The sequence below is a fragment of the uncultured Cyclobacterium sp. genome (genome assembly GCF_963977555.1).
Classification (GTDB): Bacteria; Bacteroidota; Bacteroidia; order Cytophagales; family Cyclobacteriaceae; genus Cyclobacterium.
In genome coordinates, this window is the sequence record NZ_CAXBPD010000006.1 from 163,535 (window position 1) to 178,150 (window position 14,616).

The 14,616-nt window shown below is 38.1% G+C and carries 19 protein-coding genes; all 19 read right to left on the minus strand.

All coding sequences use genetic code 11. The features are described from left to right. Positions 1–35 precede the first annotated feature (35 nt). The 19 genes from AAC073_RS09340 to rpmD all read right to left on the minus strand — a co-directional run bounded on the left by AAC073_RS09340 (position 36) and on the right by rpmD (position 14,616). On the minus strand, positions 36–1,067 hold the full coding sequence (locus tag AAC073_RS09340) for a TIM barrel protein (RefSeq protein ID WP_339923588.1): 1,032 nt from the start codon (positions 1,065–1,067) through the stop codon (positions 36–38). A gap of 440 nt (positions 1,068–1,507) precedes the next feature. After that, complete coding sequence (locus AAC073_RS09345; protein ID WP_339923589.1) at positions 1,508–2,725, minus strand: hypothetical protein; 1,218 nt, start codon at positions 2,723–2,725, stop codon at positions 1,508–1,510. A 242-nt stretch (positions 2,726–2,967) separates the two neighbouring features. Beyond that, positions 2,968–3,846, minus strand: a complete 879-nt coding sequence (gene cysM / locus AAC073_RS09350) for a cysteine synthase CysM (protein WP_339923590.1) — start codon at positions 3,844–3,846, stop codon at positions 2,968–2,970. Positions 3,847–3,857: 11 nt separating this feature from the next. Continuing rightward, complete coding sequence (locus AAC073_RS09355; protein WP_339923591.1) at positions 3,858–4,694, minus strand: serine acetyltransferase; 837 nt, start codon at positions 4,692–4,694, stop codon at positions 3,858–3,860. Between the two features lie 15 nt (positions 4,695–4,709). After that, positions 4,710–5,279, minus strand: coding sequence for a hypothetical protein (locus AAC073_RS09360; protein ID WP_339923592.1), 570 nt, complete (start codon positions 5,277–5,279; stop codon positions 4,710–4,712). After that, on the minus strand, positions 5,260–5,547 hold the full coding sequence (locus AAC073_RS09365) for a septum formation initiator family protein (RefSeq protein ID WP_339923593.1): 288 nt from the start codon (positions 5,545–5,547) through the stop codon (positions 5,260–5,262). The genes AAC073_RS09360 and AAC073_RS09365 overlap by 20 nt, the downstream gene beginning before the upstream one ends. Before the next feature lie 348 nt (positions 5,548–5,895). Then, a complete protein-coding gene (gene eno / locus AAC073_RS09370; protein ID WP_339923594.1) occupies positions 5,896–7,173 on the minus strand; it encodes a phosphopyruvate hydratase in 1,278 nt (425 codons plus the stop codon). Between the two features lie 21 nt (positions 7,174–7,194). After that, complete coding sequence (gene carA, locus AAC073_RS09375) at positions 7,195–8,286, minus strand: glutamine-hydrolyzing carbamoyl-phosphate synthase small subunit (RefSeq protein WP_339923595.1); 1,092 nt, start codon at positions 8,284–8,286, stop codon at positions 7,195–7,197. Positions 8,287–8,416: 130 nt separating this feature from the next. After that, on the minus strand, positions 8,417–9,004 hold the full coding sequence (rplQ, locus tag AAC073_RS09380; RefSeq protein WP_339923596.1) for a 50S ribosomal protein L17: 588 nt from the start codon (positions 9,002–9,004) through the stop codon (positions 8,417–8,419). A 6-nt stretch (positions 9,005–9,010) separates the two neighbouring features. Beyond that, positions 9,011–10,000, minus strand: coding sequence for a DNA-directed RNA polymerase subunit alpha (locus AAC073_RS09385; protein WP_020888625.1), 990 nt, complete (start codon positions 9,998–10,000; stop codon positions 9,011–9,013). Between the two features lie 32 nt (positions 10,001–10,032). Beyond that, on the minus strand, positions 10,033–10,638 hold the full coding sequence (gene rpsD, locus AAC073_RS09390; protein ID WP_020888626.1) for a 30S ribosomal protein S4: 606 nt from the start codon (positions 10,636–10,638) through the stop codon (positions 10,033–10,035). Between the two features lie 17 nt (positions 10,639–10,655). Continuing rightward, positions 10,656–11,054, minus strand: coding sequence for a 30S ribosomal protein S11 (gene rpsK / locus AAC073_RS09395; protein ID WP_014020645.1), 399 nt, complete (start codon positions 11,052–11,054; stop codon positions 10,656–10,658). A gap of 15 nt (positions 11,055–11,069) precedes the next feature. Continuing rightward, positions 11,070–11,447, minus strand: a complete 378-nt coding sequence (gene rpsM / locus AAC073_RS09400) for a 30S ribosomal protein S13 (protein WP_339923597.1) — start codon at positions 11,445–11,447, stop codon at positions 11,070–11,072. A 5-nt stretch (positions 11,448–11,452) separates the two neighbouring features. Continuing rightward, positions 11,453–11,569 (minus strand): 50S ribosomal protein L36, encoded by a 117-nt coding sequence (gene rpmJ, locus AAC073_RS09405; RefSeq protein ID WP_009034194.1) that lies wholly within the window; start codon positions 11,567–11,569, stop codon positions 11,453–11,455. Between the two features lie 48 nt (positions 11,570–11,617). Then, complete coding sequence (gene infA, locus AAC073_RS09410; RefSeq protein WP_014020643.1) at positions 11,618–11,836, minus strand: translation initiation factor IF-1; 219 nt, start codon at positions 11,834–11,836, stop codon at positions 11,618–11,620. A 2-nt stretch (positions 11,837–11,838) separates the two neighbouring features. Continuing rightward, complete coding sequence (map, locus tag AAC073_RS09415; RefSeq protein ID WP_339923598.1) at positions 11,839–12,612, minus strand: type I methionyl aminopeptidase; 774 nt, start codon at positions 12,610–12,612, stop codon at positions 11,839–11,841. A gap of 2 nt (positions 12,613–12,614) precedes the next feature. Beyond that, positions 12,615–13,931 (minus strand): preprotein translocase subunit SecY, encoded by a 1,317-nt coding sequence (secY, locus tag AAC073_RS09420; RefSeq protein ID WP_339923599.1) that lies wholly within the window; start codon positions 13,929–13,931, stop codon positions 12,615–12,617. Positions 13,932–13,934: 3 nt separating this feature from the next. Then, positions 13,935–14,381, minus strand: a complete 447-nt coding sequence (gene rplO / locus AAC073_RS09425; protein ID WP_020888630.1) for a 50S ribosomal protein L15 — start codon at positions 14,379–14,381, stop codon at positions 13,935–13,937. Between the two features lie 55 nt (positions 14,382–14,436). Continuing rightward, on the minus strand, positions 14,437–14,616 hold the full coding sequence (gene rpmD, locus AAC073_RS09430; protein ID WP_339923600.1) for a 50S ribosomal protein L30: 180 nt from the start codon (positions 14,614–14,616) through the stop codon (positions 14,437–14,439).

The window sequence follows — 14,616 nt, forward strand, 5'->3', positions numbered from 1 at the left end:
TATGTACAAACACTAATTCTCCACCTCATATTACGCTAAGCTAGAGATCTTCTACAGTATTCTAGACAATTTTGAACTTCTTTTACAGCATCAGATCCTTCTGGCACTTTGTATTCAAGCTCAATAGTAGCAGGGAATTTATACTTTCTGCTTTGGATTTCGCTCAATAATTCAACGATAGGAGTATCCCCTTCACCCCAAGGAAGATTATTTTGCCCATTTGCGAGCGTTTGACGGTCTTTGGTATGCATACTGAAGACACGCTTATGATGCTTCTGAAGCAGCTCCATAATGTCCGTATACCCAGCAGCGATATAATGCCCGGCATCTAAATTCAAAACATTTCTGGGGCTTTGTGCCAAGGCAGTATCCCAGAATGTAGGGGTCTGCTGAGTATGTCCATGATATCCTACAGACATTTTATTTTCCTCACCCAACTTGCCCAATTTCAAGGTACGTGCATCATCACCAGGATGTTCTAATGTAACATGCGTAGCTCCCAAGGCTCTTGCTGCTTTCATGCCGTAAGCAATTTCCGCATCGGTATTGTCTCTTCCAAAAGCACTAGGCTTGAAAGCATAAATGCTCACACCAGCATCCTTGTACATCTTTCTAAACTTCTCGAATTTTTTAAAATCTGTTTTCGCACGCCAATTCGCTACTGTATCGGAATAAGCATTTGCTTCTTTTTGCAGTTCAGCGAATTCCTTGGCTTCATCAGCAGAGAGTTGTCCCCCATCACGCTTTTTGCGCCCTAACTGATTGAGCCTCCCCTTGTCCATAGTAGATTCGGGAATACCTGCAAAAGACTCGGCAGGTCCACCCATTAGTTCTATGGCACTAATCCCACTGTCGGTAACATATTTCAATGTTGCCTCTGCGCTTTGATCTGCCATAGATCGGAAGGAATAGGTAATACACCCTATTTGAACGCCGTTAATTTTCGAATTGGGCTTATTATAATTTTTGATTATAGCAGGGGCTCCTTTTATTAACGAAGTTGAAGCCAACGCCAGGCCTGCAGTTCCTAAAACGGACTTTATTAAAAATGCTCTTCTATTTTTCATTTGACGGGAATTTAGGTTTAAACTGTAATATAAGAATTGACTGACTAAATATTATTCTTTTAACTCAAAAACACTTAATCTCTATCAAATAATTAGTGGGGTTTCTCATTGAATCAATACTAGGCAGGTAATAGATTGACCTAAAATAGGGAGAAGGGAAAATTGATTTTAGCCAATCTAGCCGATAATAATTCAGTTGTGTGAGAAAAATTTTCCTGAGAAAGACCTGATAACCTATCGCACTTTTCCAAAAAACACTTAATTGATTTACATTAATCTCCCCAATATTAAATTATTGCATAGGTCCCTAATATATAGCCAGGGAAAGGCAAATCCTTTGATAAAAGGAATATAGCCGTGCATGGATTAAAATGGAAAAGGCCTGAAACAAAATTATTGTTTCAAGCCCTTCTTTGACCAAAATACTAAAATAGTATACTTTATTTGCTTACTTTATCTTTCAAATCATTAATTATTTTCTCAATTACTTGCCTGTTATTCTCTAAGTTAATCCCGACCTCTGCGGCCAAAGCTTCCAGATCAGGTTCCTTTTCAGCCGTTAATGCAGCTATTGCTAATCCTGCCAATTGGTCAAGTTTCCTTAGTTCTTCATCCATTTCTTCCTCATTTTCTTGCTCAAACATAAGCTCGAGAGGCATGAGCTCAATATCTCGCTTTAATATCTCTTGAGCAGTAAGGTGCATAGAAGGTCCCAAATAAATATCTGCGTTCTTATTCAGCTTTACCCCAAATTTAGCCAGAGCATCTATCAATGACTCGTAACCCTTCTCCGTCAGCGCAGTGGCCTGCATTGTCTGATCCTTTTCATTGTAATAGGCTACTGCAAAATGGGGAGACAGCTCCAATTCTTTGAGTCCAAGTCGGTAAACACCACCTGTATAGCTCACATTGAAATCTCCTTCCATTTCCTGAACATTGGGAACAGTTGCTTTTCTTTCAGTTATAACCATTACCAAACGTTCCCCTTCATGAACCACTGAAGGCTGTGTTGACCCTGCAAATAACATCATATATGGCGTTGGATTGTCATCGACATCCTTGATCAGTGCAACTTCATCTTCAATCAAATGATTGAGTTCAGTTGCAAAAAAGAAAATATCATCGGGACTAAAACTAGCATAACCTGACAAGGGGCCATAAGTTTGCCAACATTCTCCGTTATAGCCAATCAGGTTAAACCAAAGTTCTTTTTCTCCATCCCTGCTTACAATGTCTTTTATAGATGGAGAATACAGCAGATAATTTTCACCTGAAAAAACATCTTCCATTTGATAGAAATCTTTTTCTGGTTGACTCTTTACTTCCGAAAAAGTAAATCTCCATGGATTTTCGGACTGAAAAGCCATCCAGTTTCTCTTGGATTCTTCCAAGTTGCTAATTGCAGCATGTTTTAAATATTTGGTGATAAGCCCTCCATCTTTCATTAACCTGTGGATAATGTATTGAGATTTAAGCATATCAAACCAGTGGCGACCAAATTTCTCTATAATGTGCTTGTACACATGTAACTTTTGATCGGCCTCCTTTCCTAATTTATCCTTTTCAGTAGCATAGGATAAAAGAAACCTGTCCAAAATGGATTTACTTAAGGCTGTGTTTTCCTCACATGCCTTCTTTATCTTAAGAAAATCTTCCATGGCTAAAAGATAAGCCGAAAATAACTTTTCATCAAATGATTTTATTCTAATAAGAAAGAATTTCTATAATCAGGCTGGCATTTCACGAAATCCAACTAAATACCTATGGCGTCATGAATTCGATAATAAACGATTATAAAAAAGGTACTAATTTACCTATCAGATTTGCTCAAAAAATTATTTCGAAAGCATGAAAAAATAAATCGAATGATTAATTCTTCTGGAATTTCAAAGGGTTTCAACTACCCAAATAGATCAGAACTTAGGTAACGGTCTCCACGGTCACAGGTAATACATACAATTACGCCGCTTTCTAATGTTTCAGAAAGCTTAATGGCCGCGTACAAGGCTCCACCACTGCTCATACCTCCAAGTATGCCTTCTTCTTTCGCCATCCTTCTAGTCATCAGTGTGGCGTCTTCCTGGCTTACATCTATGACCTGATCCACTCTTTCTGGCTCAAATATTACAGGCAGAAATTCAGGTGACCATCTTCTAATGCCTGGAATACTTGATCCTTCAGTAGGCTGGGTACCTACGATTTGTATGTTTTCGTTTTGTTCTTTTAGGTATCGTGACACTCCCATTATAGTGCCAGTGGTACCCATAGCGGATACAAAATGAGTTATTTTACCTGCTGTAGCTTCATAAATCTCTGGTCCTGTAGATTTATAATGGGCTAAATAATTGTCGGGATTTGAAAATTGATTGAGCATAAAATACCCTTGATTGTTGGCCATCTCCTCAGCCAAAGTTCTGGCGTATTCTATCGATTTATCTGCTGGAGTAAGGATGACTTTTGCCCCATAAGCTTCCATAGACAAAACCCGCTCTCTCGTAGCATTATCAGGCATTATCAATGTCATTTCCACGCCTAAAAGATTGGCAACCATGGCAAGTGCAATACCAGTATTTCCTGAAGTTGCTTCGACCAACTTGTCTCCTCTCTTAATATCTCCTCTGTCTAATGCTGATTGAATCATATGGTAAGCCGCGCGATCTTTAACAGACCCGCCGGGATTCTGCCCTTCCAGCTTACAATAAATTTTAACATTGGGATTTACAGGAATATTTTCAAGTTCAATTAAAGGGGTATTTCCTATTAATTCAAATAACTTCATAATTGTATTTATCAGGCCTCGCTTTTGAGCACATAAAAATCAGTTAGGTTGGAAGCACCGTCTAACATTTTGGTTTGGTAATATATTTTACTCTTTGCGGGTATACTTTTTGTCAACCAAACATTTCCGCCTACCACGCTTCCTTTACCTATAACGGTATCTCCACCCAAAATAGTAGCACCTGCATAAAGCACTACATTATCTTCAATGGTAGGGTGTCTTTTCTTGTCAGCATCCTCTTTATTGACACTTAGAGCTCCAAGAGTAACCCCCTGATAAATCTTTACCCTATCACCAACGACTGTGGTTTCGCCAATGACTATGCCTGTAGCATGATCAATGCAAAAGAACCTACCGATAACGGCTCCTGGATGCATATCAACACCAGTTTTACTGTGTGCATATTCAGTAATCATCCTTGGTATCAAAGAAATCCCTAATCGATGCAATAAATGAGCTACACGATAAGCAGAAATGGCATAAAAACCAGGGTAACAACGAATGATCTCAGTTTTGGACTTGGCTGCAGGATCGCCTTTGTACATGGCATCGATGTCTTCATGAAGCTTATTATAAACCTCATCTTCCAATTTCTCAAAAAACGCATCCGCCAAAGCTTCTCCATTGGCTTGATGAAGTGCCACATTAAGTTTAAGGATTTCACGTAATTGTAACCTTAGATCGGAAAATTTCATTTCCAAACTTCCCAAATCCTTTAATGCCTTACTCGAATGCTCTGGAAACAAAATCCCCAAAATATCATCAAAAAAACTATTGATCACCTTCGGAGAAGGGCATCCTGGACATAAGTTGTGGGCTTTTTGCAATCGGTTTAAGAATCCATCCATACGCAATTAATTACTTTAGAATACAAAACCGACTCGCAAAACATATGGTTCATTATAATTTGACCTTTTACTGTCATAACTGAAATTATACAAAGCCATAAAGTTCATTCCTCCCCTGTCTCCGAAAGGAACAAAGTAGCCTGCTCCTGCAAATAAACCTGGGACCCACTCCCTAGAAAAGGAAATCTCGTTGTTGGCCAAGGTATATGGCACCTCCAAATTCAAGGCTTCATATTCAGCATGAACAAAAATTTGACGGAACACATTGTATCTGTTAAAAATGCGGCCACCATAGACATGGGAAGCTCCATCAACATAATATTTATTGTTATAATATTGGTAGGTTGCACCAACGCCTGCTGAATATTTGTCCGTAATCATGGCACCAACCAATGGTGAAGCATCAATATAGGTAATATTACCTAATTGGAGACTAAAGTTACCCCCATAATACAAACGTTCAGTTAATGAAGGATTATCCTCTTCATAAATAACCCTTTGAGCATTCACCTCACCATTAAAAAAACAAATAAAAACAACAGCGAACAACGTTATGCCTACTGATTTACTCTTCCATAATAACATAAAGGTCTTCCGTTTTTCTTTTCATTAAATACCGTTCTCGAGCAAATTTTTCCAACAGCTCAAAATTGCTAAGCAATTCCTCTCGCTCAACTTTAATTTTCTCTTTTCGTTCTTGATAAAACTCCTTTTGCTTTTCAAGCTCATTTAATTTTGAACGAAGTTTGAAATGACTGACAATATCATTGCTATCAATGAATACCATCCACATAACGAATAAAACGGTAAAAACGAAGTAGAAGTTTTTGGTGTACTTTAAATATTTAGCCATAATCTGCTTCAGTGTTTCTACAAATATATTAAAAGAATAACAATCCTTTCTTTCAGTCCCTTTAAAATAACGTTGAAACCTTCAATAGCGTTTAAATCTTGTCTTTGAATAATTCAATAGGTATTGAAATTTTGATGCACAAATAAAACATGAATATATCCATGTCAAGCAGACTAAGGCTAATTGCCCTATAAATGCACAATTTGAAATCGACCTCTTTTGCTATTGGATTGAAATAATAATTAAACTTTTTTAAAACAAAAGCCTTTTCAGGATAATCCTGAAAAGGCTAATTATAGATCCCATTAAAAAACAGGAACCAATTTGATTCAAATTTTGAATCTTATATTAAAATTTAAGACCTGGGAAATAGGCTGAGTCTCCAAGTTGTTCCTCAATTCTTAACAATTGGTTGTACTTGGCCATTCTATCAGACCTAGAAGCTGAACCAGTCTTGATTTGTCCTGTATTCAAAGCAACTGCAAGATCAGCAATAGTGGAATCTTCAGTTTCACCAGAACGGTGAGACATTACTGACTTGTATTTGTTTCTATGACACAGGTCAACAGCATTGATTGTTTCTGTCAAGGAACCGATTTGATTAACTTTAACAAGAAGTGCATTGGCGATGTTTTCGTCAATCCCTTTTTGCAATCTATCAACATTGGTTACAAACAAATCATCCCCAACTATCTGAATTTTATCTCCAACATATTCAGTCATCAATTTCCATCCATCCCAATCGTCTTCTTGCATTCCATCTTCGATAGATTTGATTGGGTATTTGCTTACCCAGTCTTTCCAGTAATCAGCCATTTGGGAGGAAGTCAATTCATCACCTGTGGATTTCTTAAACACATACAGACCTTTCTCTTCGTCATAAAACTCAGAAGAAGCGGCATCCATAGCTATGAAAACATCTTCACCTGGTCTAAAACCAGCTTTTTCGATTGCTTGCAATACAATCTCAACGGCTTCAACGTTAGAACGTAAATTTGGAGCAAATCCACCTTCATCACCTACGTTAGTACTTAAACCTTTTGCTTTAAGAACAGACTTTAGGTTATGGAAAATTTGAGTACCCATTCTCAATGATTCAGAGAAAGAAGTAGCACCGGCAGGCATAACCATGAACTCTTGAAAATCGATAGCATTATCAGCATGCGAACCGCCATTCAAGATATTCATCATGGGTACAGGTAGGGTGTTTGCATTTACACCACCAATATATCTGTATAGCGGCTGACCAGATTCCATAGCTGCCGCTTTAGCTACTGCTAAGGAAACACCTAATATAGCATTGGCGCCAAGTTTAGATTTATTCTTGGTACCATCAAGGCTACACATGATCTCATCAATTTGATTTTGCTCAAAAATATCAAAACCAATAAGCTCTGGTGCTATAACATCGTTTACATTGGAAACCGCTTTTAATACGCCTTTGCCCATGTATACACTTTTGTCCTCATCTCTTAGCTCTACAGCTTCATGTATACCTGTAGAGGCACCACTAGGAACTGCAGCCCTACCAAAGGCACCTGTTTCTGTAAAAACATCAACTTCTACCGTAGGGTTACCACGGGAATCTAATATTTGTCTTGCGTGAATCGATTGAATTAATGTCATATCAATATTAAGGTTAATGAATTATTTCTGAATTTGTGAAATAAATTGGTCAAATAAATACCTGGAATCTTGTGGCCCTGGAGAACTCTCAGGGTGATATTGAACTGAGAAAGCAGGTTTATTGGTTAGTTTAATACCAGCTACCGTGCCATCATTTAAATGAACGTGAGTAATTTCCAATTCTTTGTTGTTGTCAATATCATCTTTATTAACGACAAACCCATGATTTTGAGAGGTGATTTCACTTATACCCGTCAGAAGGTTTTTAATAGGATGGTTAAGTCCTCTATGCCCATGATGCATTTTATAAGTACCTACACCACATGCTCTTGCCAAGATTTGATGTCCCAAGCAGATACCAAAAAGTGGCTTGCCCAAGTCAAGAATTTCTTTGGTAGTTTCTACAGCATAGCTCATTACGGCAGGATCCCCAGGTCCATTTGAAAGAAAATAGGCGTCAGGGTTCCATTTTTCCATTTCAGCCAAACCGGTTTTTGCAGGAAATACCTGACAATAAACATCTCTTTCGTTTAGGCATTTTAAAATGTTTCGTTTAATGCCATAATCCACACATGCAATTTTAATAGAAGCATCTGGATTACCTACAAAATAAGGTTCCTTTGTAGAAACCGTGGAGGAAAGTTCAAGCCCATTCATATCAGGCACTTTATCCAACTCCGCTTTTAGGCTTTCGATATCTTCGAATTCAGAGCTAATAATAGCATTCATTGCCCCACTAGACCTAATATGGCGTACCAATTTTCGGGTATCGATATCTGCAATCCCAGTGATGTTGTGGTTTTCTAAAAACTCTTGAAGTGAGGATTTAGCATCCAACCTACTGTAGATTGTAGAGAAATCATTCACAACTATCCCTGCGATAAGAGGTTTAGCGGATTCTTGTTCTTCATCAATCACCCCATAATTACCAATATGTGGGGTAGTGTTCACAATAATTTGACCCGTATAAGAAGGGTCGGTGTAAATTTCTTGATAGCCAGTCATGCCTGTATTGAAACAGATTTCGCCTCCGTTGGTGCCATGGCTACCAACGAGGCTACCAGTGAATACAGTGCCATCAGCTAAAAGAAGTATTGCTTTTTTCTTTTTCATATCAAATTTTGCTATGCAAATTTAAGAATTTTCTAATTTGTAAAAAGCTTTCGGCGAAAAGGATATAAAAAAAGGGACTGAACAAAAGCCCAATCCCTATTAATATTAAAGAAGGTATAGCATAGATAGATTACTCTGCTTTTTTATCTTCATCCTTATTTTCGGCTTTATCTTCTGAAACAGTATCAGAAGCATCTGCAGAAGCTTCCTCTTCAGGCGCTTTTTCTGCTTTCGCACTTTCTTTAGCTTCTCCAGCAACTTCTTGAGTAGATGCTCCTTCTTCGCTATTCGCTTTTCCAGAACCTCTTCTGCTTCTTCTGCTAGATTTTTTAGCTGGTTTTTCTTCTTTCAACATCAATTCGTTAAAATCAACCAATTCGATGATACACATTTCTGCGTTGTCACCTAATCTAAAACCAGTTTTAATAATCCTTGTGTATCCACCAGGTCGGCCACCAACTTTTTCTATTACTTCTCCAAAAAGAAGTTTGATGGCTTCTTTATTTCTAAGGTAACTAAATGTTATCCTTCTATTGTGGGTAGTATCATCTTTGGCCTTTGTGATCAAAGGTTCGACATATTTCCTCAACTCTTTGGCTTTGGCAAGGGTGGTGCTGATCCGCTTGTGTTCCAAAAGAGATTTGGCCATATTCGAAAGCATGGCCTTTCTATGTGAGGCGGTTCTACCCAAATGGTTAAATTTCTTACCGTGTCTCATTTTAAATTATTCTTCATCAAGTTTATACTTAGACAGATCCATACCGAAGGTCAGGCCTTTTTCCTGGATTAGTTGTTCCAATTCTGCCAAAGACTTCTTACCAAAGTTCCTGAATTTCATCATATCAGAAATTTCAAGTTTGGCAAGATCTCCAAGACTCTTAACATCGGCTGCTTTAAGACAGTTATAAGCCCTAACAGAAAGATCCAAATCACTTAAAGAGGTTTTCAACAACTTCCTCATGTGCAGGTATTCTTCGTCTATTGGCTCAATGGCACCGCTTCCTGGAGCATCGATAACCATAGTCTGATCTGAAAACAGCATGAAATGTTGAATCAAGATCTTTGCAGACTCTTGCAAGGCTTTTTCAGGATGTATAGACCCGTCTGTGCTGACTTCCATGATCAATTGCTCATAATCAGTCTTTTGCTCAACTCGGGTATTTTCAATCCTGTATTTTACATTTTTTATAGGCGTAAAAACAGCATCAACTGAGATCGTACCATAAATCTGTTCCTTAGGTTTGGACTCTTCTGCAGGAAGATACCCTCTACCTTTGTCAACCGTAAGTTCTATCTCAAGGTTTTTTGAATTATCCAAATGACATATAACCAAATCAGGATTCAACACTTCAAAAGAGGTAGTAAATTTGGCAATATCTCCTGCGGTAAAAACATCCTGATTTTTTACTTCCACTGTAATTTTATTATCAATGGCATCATGGATTTTTTTAAACCTGACCTGTTTTAGGTTAAGGATAATATCTGTAACGTCTTCAACCACTCCCTCAATACTTGAAAATTCATGTACTACTCCCGGTAATTTCACGGCAGTAATAGCATATCCTTCCAATGAAGACAAAAGAATCCTTCTGAGGGCATTTCCGATGGTAACCCCGTACCCTTTTTCAAGTGGCTTAAAGGTAAACAGTCCGTGGAAATCGTCTGCTTTCTCCATTACCACTTTCTCTGGCATTTGAAATGCTAATATGGACATATCTTTAATTCTTTTTTTAGGAATGTAAATGATTACTTAGAGTACAATTCTACGATGAGTTGTTCTTTTATGTTCTCAGGAATATCTTCTCTAATTGGAACATTTACAAACTTACCGCTCAGGGAACCATTGTCCCATTCCAACCAACTGTATCTGGTTGTTCCTTTGCCTCTTAAACTTTCTGTAATGGCCTCAAGAGATTTTGATTTCTCTCTTACGGCAACAACGTCACCAGGCTTCAACTGAAATGAAGGAATATTTACAACAGTTCCGTTTACAAGAATATGTTTGTGCGAAACCAATTGACGTGCTCCTCTTCTGGTTGGTGCAATTCCCAGTCTATAAACTGAGTTATCCAAACGACCTTCCAACAATTGCAATAAGTTTTCACCCGTAACTCCTTTTTTCCTGGAGGCGTGATCAAACATTTTAGCAAATTGTCTTTCCAATACACCGTAGATGTATTTAGCCTTTTGTTTCTCCATCAACTGAACAGCAAATTCAGACTGCTTTTTGCGTCTTCCTCTGCCATGCATTCCTGGAGGATAATTTTTCTTCTGAAGCACTTTGCTTTGCCCTTCAATGGGCTCGCCAAATTTCCTGGCAATTTTTGCTTTTGGACCTCTATATCTAGCCATGCTATATTTTCTTTAAATTAAACTCTTCTGCGTTTTGGAGGACGACAACCGTTGTGTGGTAATGGGGTGACATCAGTAATGGTAGTCACATCCAGCCCAACATTTTGTAAGGTTCTGATGGCAGATTCTCTACCAGCACCAGGACCTTTTACAAATACTTCGATCTTTCTAAGACCAAGGTCATACGCAACCTGCCCACAGTTTTGAGCAGCCATTTGAGCAGCATAAGGAGTGTTCTTTTTAGAACCTCTGAATCCCATTTTACCAGCAGAAGCCCAAGAAATCACTTGACCTGAATTATTGGTAATGGATATAATGATGTTGTTAAATGAAGCCTTGATATGGGCCTGTCCCACAGCTTCAACTTTAACAACCCGCTTTTTAGCTTTTGTCTTTTCGTTTCTTTTCTGAGCCATAATCTATGTCAGGATTTATTTAGTCGCTTTCTTCTTATTGGCAACAGTTTTTCTCTTACCTTTTCTGGTTCTGGCGTTGTTTTTGGTTTTTTGACCACGAACAGGAAGTCCCTTTCTGTGTCTCAATCCTCTGTAACAACCAATATCCATCAGCCTTTTGATACTCAACTGTACTTCAGATTTAAGTACACCTTCCGTCTTGTATTCCTCAGCAATGATGTTCCTGATGGCGGTAGATTCATCATCATCCCACTCCCCGGCTTTCTTGTCTAAAGAAATACCTGCTTTTATTAGTATGGCTTTAGCCGTACTTCTGCCGATACCAAAAATATAGGTAAGGCCTATTTCACCACGTTTATTGTCCGGTATATCGACACCTGAAATTCTAGCCATAGTATTTAACCTTGTCTTTGTTTAAACTTCGGATTCTTTTTGTTGATGACATAAAGCTTTCCTTTCCTTCGGATCACTTTACAGTCAACACTTCTTTTTTTAATAGATGCTTTAACTTTCATATCAATACTAATTTTCCTAATTTGATACTGCTTACTTACTACTACAATTTACTTGTAACGGTAGACGATTCTTCCTTTTGTAAGATCATAAGGAGACATTTCTAACTTAACCTTATCCCCTGGTAAAATTTTAATGTAATTCATTCGCATCTTACCGGAAATATGTGCAATCAATTGGTGACCATTCTCAAGTTCCACCTTAAACATCGCGTTGGACAATGCTTCAACGATGGTACCGTCCTGCTCAATAGATGCTTGTTTAGCCATAATTAAAATTTAAAATTCTCTTCTATAAAACGATGTGTTGTCAAGATTTCGGTTTTATCCTCTAATATGGCAACCGTGTGTTCATAATGAGCTGAAGGCTTTCTATCAGCAGTCCTAATCGTCCAGCCATCACGTTCTTGAACAACATTGCGGGTACCTAGGTTTACCATTGGTTCTATGGCTATTACCATCCCTGCTTTTAGTTTGGCTCCTCCCCCTCTTTTCCCCCAATTGGGAACTTCCGGAGATTCATGAAGTTGTTTACCAACACCATGGCCTACTAATTCTCTAACAACAGTGTATCCTTTTGCTTCTACAAATTTTTGTATTGCATTACCGATATCACCAACACGGTTTCCACAAACCGCTTTTTCTATCCCTAAATAAAGGGATTCCTTTGTAGCTTTTAAAAGTGCAATCGTCTTGGGAGAAACTTCACCAACAGGGTAAGTATAAGCGGAATCGCTATGAAAACCTTGGTGAAAGACTCCACAATCTATTGAGATTATATCGCCATCTTTCAATTGATATTGACTTGGAAATCCGTGAACTACAACTTCGTTCACAGAGATACACAAAGATGCCGGGAAACCATTATACCCTTTAAAGGATGGAACAGCTTTATTATCCCGGATAAATTCTTCAGCAATTTTATCTAAAAAAGAGGTCTTTACCCCTTCTTTCACATGTTTGGCTACTTCACCGTGCGCCTTTCCTAAAATTAACGCACTTTCTTTTATTATTTCAATTTCTTCTGCAGACTTAAACTGTATCATACTTAAGCCACTGCATAACTTGAAGGGTCATTTTTCATGTTTCCACTTTTCATCATGCCTTCGTAGTGTCTCATTAATAGGTAACTTTCAATCTGACGAAGAGTATCTAAGATAACCCCTACCATAATCAATAGTGAGGTCCCTCCATAAAACTGAGCAAACTCACTGCTTACACCTGCAATGATTGCAAAGGCGGGCATAATGGCTACTAAAGCTAGTAAGATAGATCCAGGTAAAGTTATTCTTGAGATAATATTGTCTATGAAATCACCAGTAGGACCTCCAGGTTTGATACCTGGGACAAATCCACCATTTCTTTTCATGTCTTCTGCTATTTGCTCAGGATTAACCGTAATCGCAGTATAGAAGAAGGTAAATAGAATGATCATCAAGGCAAAAACAAGATTGTATTGCCAAGAGGTGAAATCACTAAAGGTGGTACCAATATAAGAGGCTATGTCACTGTTGTCGGCCCAAATTTGTGCAATCAATGCTGGTAAGAACATCAACGATTGTGCAAAGATAATAGGCATAACTCCAGAAGCATTTACCTTAATAGGTATGTACTGTCGTTGTCCACCATATACTTTACCACCTACTACTTGTTTGGCGTATTGTACAGGTATTCTTCTTACAGCTTCTGTCAGAGCAACCACTCCAACAACTACAAAGAACAGAATTACAGCTTCAAGAAGTAATAATAATATACCTCCTCCGCCTTTGGATAAACTCTCAGAGATAATGGCACCTGGCAAAGCTGAGATGATACCGATCATAATTAACATGGAAATACCATTGCCAATGCCTTTTTCGGTAATCTTCTCCCCTATCCACATACAGAACATGGTTCCGGAGGTCAATAGTATCAGGGCAGATGTCATAAAGAGTGTCTTATCAATGACTATCGCTTCATCGGGAATAGTGGCTGTAATATAGCCAATACCTTGAGCCAAAGTAATTAATATGGTGAGAACTCTGGTGATTTGGTTGATCCTCTTCCTACCAGATTCTCCATCCTTTTGTAATTTTTGAAAATAGGGTACACCAACAGTCAACAATTGAAGAACAATTGAGGCAGAAATATAAGGCATAATACCCAAGCCAAAAATGGACGCCCTACTGAAAGAACCACCTAAAAAGGTATCTATCAATCCGAAAATACCAGAAGCTGCTTCTCCAAGTCGACTTGGATCAACACCTGGCAAAACGACATAGGACCCTATTCTGAAAACGATAAGTAAACCTATGGTATTCAGGATTCGGATTCTTAAATCCTCTATCGAAAAGATATTCTTTACTGTTGAAATAAACTTTTTCATGTATTAAATCTTATTTACAGATCCTCCAACTTTTTCAATCGCCGCTATGGCACTAGCAGAGAAACTGTGGGCACTTACGTTTAATTTTGAAGTAAGTTCGCCCCTTCCTAGGACTTTTACAAGATCTTTTTTGGAAACTAATCCATTTTGATGTAAAACATCGAAATCTATACTGTCCGTGTTAAGTTTGCTTGCCAACTCCTGAATGATATCAAGATTTACCGACTGATAGGCTACCCTATTGTGATTTGTAAATCCAAATTTAGGCACCCTACGTTGAAGAGGCATTTGACCACCTTCAAAACCTAGCTTGGTTTTATAACCAGATCTGGATTTAGCACCTTTATGTCCTTTAGTGGATGTACCTCCTCTACCAGAACCTTGACCTCTACCGATCCTTTTTCTAGTTTTTATGGAGCCTTCCGCAGGTTTTAATGTATGTAATTTCATTTTACTTAGATTTTCGATTGGTTTAAATATTGAATAACGTTTAAGTTATCCAACTTTAAACTTCCTGTACCTTAACTAGATGGCCTACTTTTCTGATCATACCTTGTAACTGCGGAGTATCTTCTTTCTCCACTGTCCTGTTGATCTTACCTAGTCCCAAAGCTGAAATAGTAGCTTTTTGAGATTTGGGTCTATTAATTATACTCCTTATCTGAGTGATTTGTATCTTTGCCAT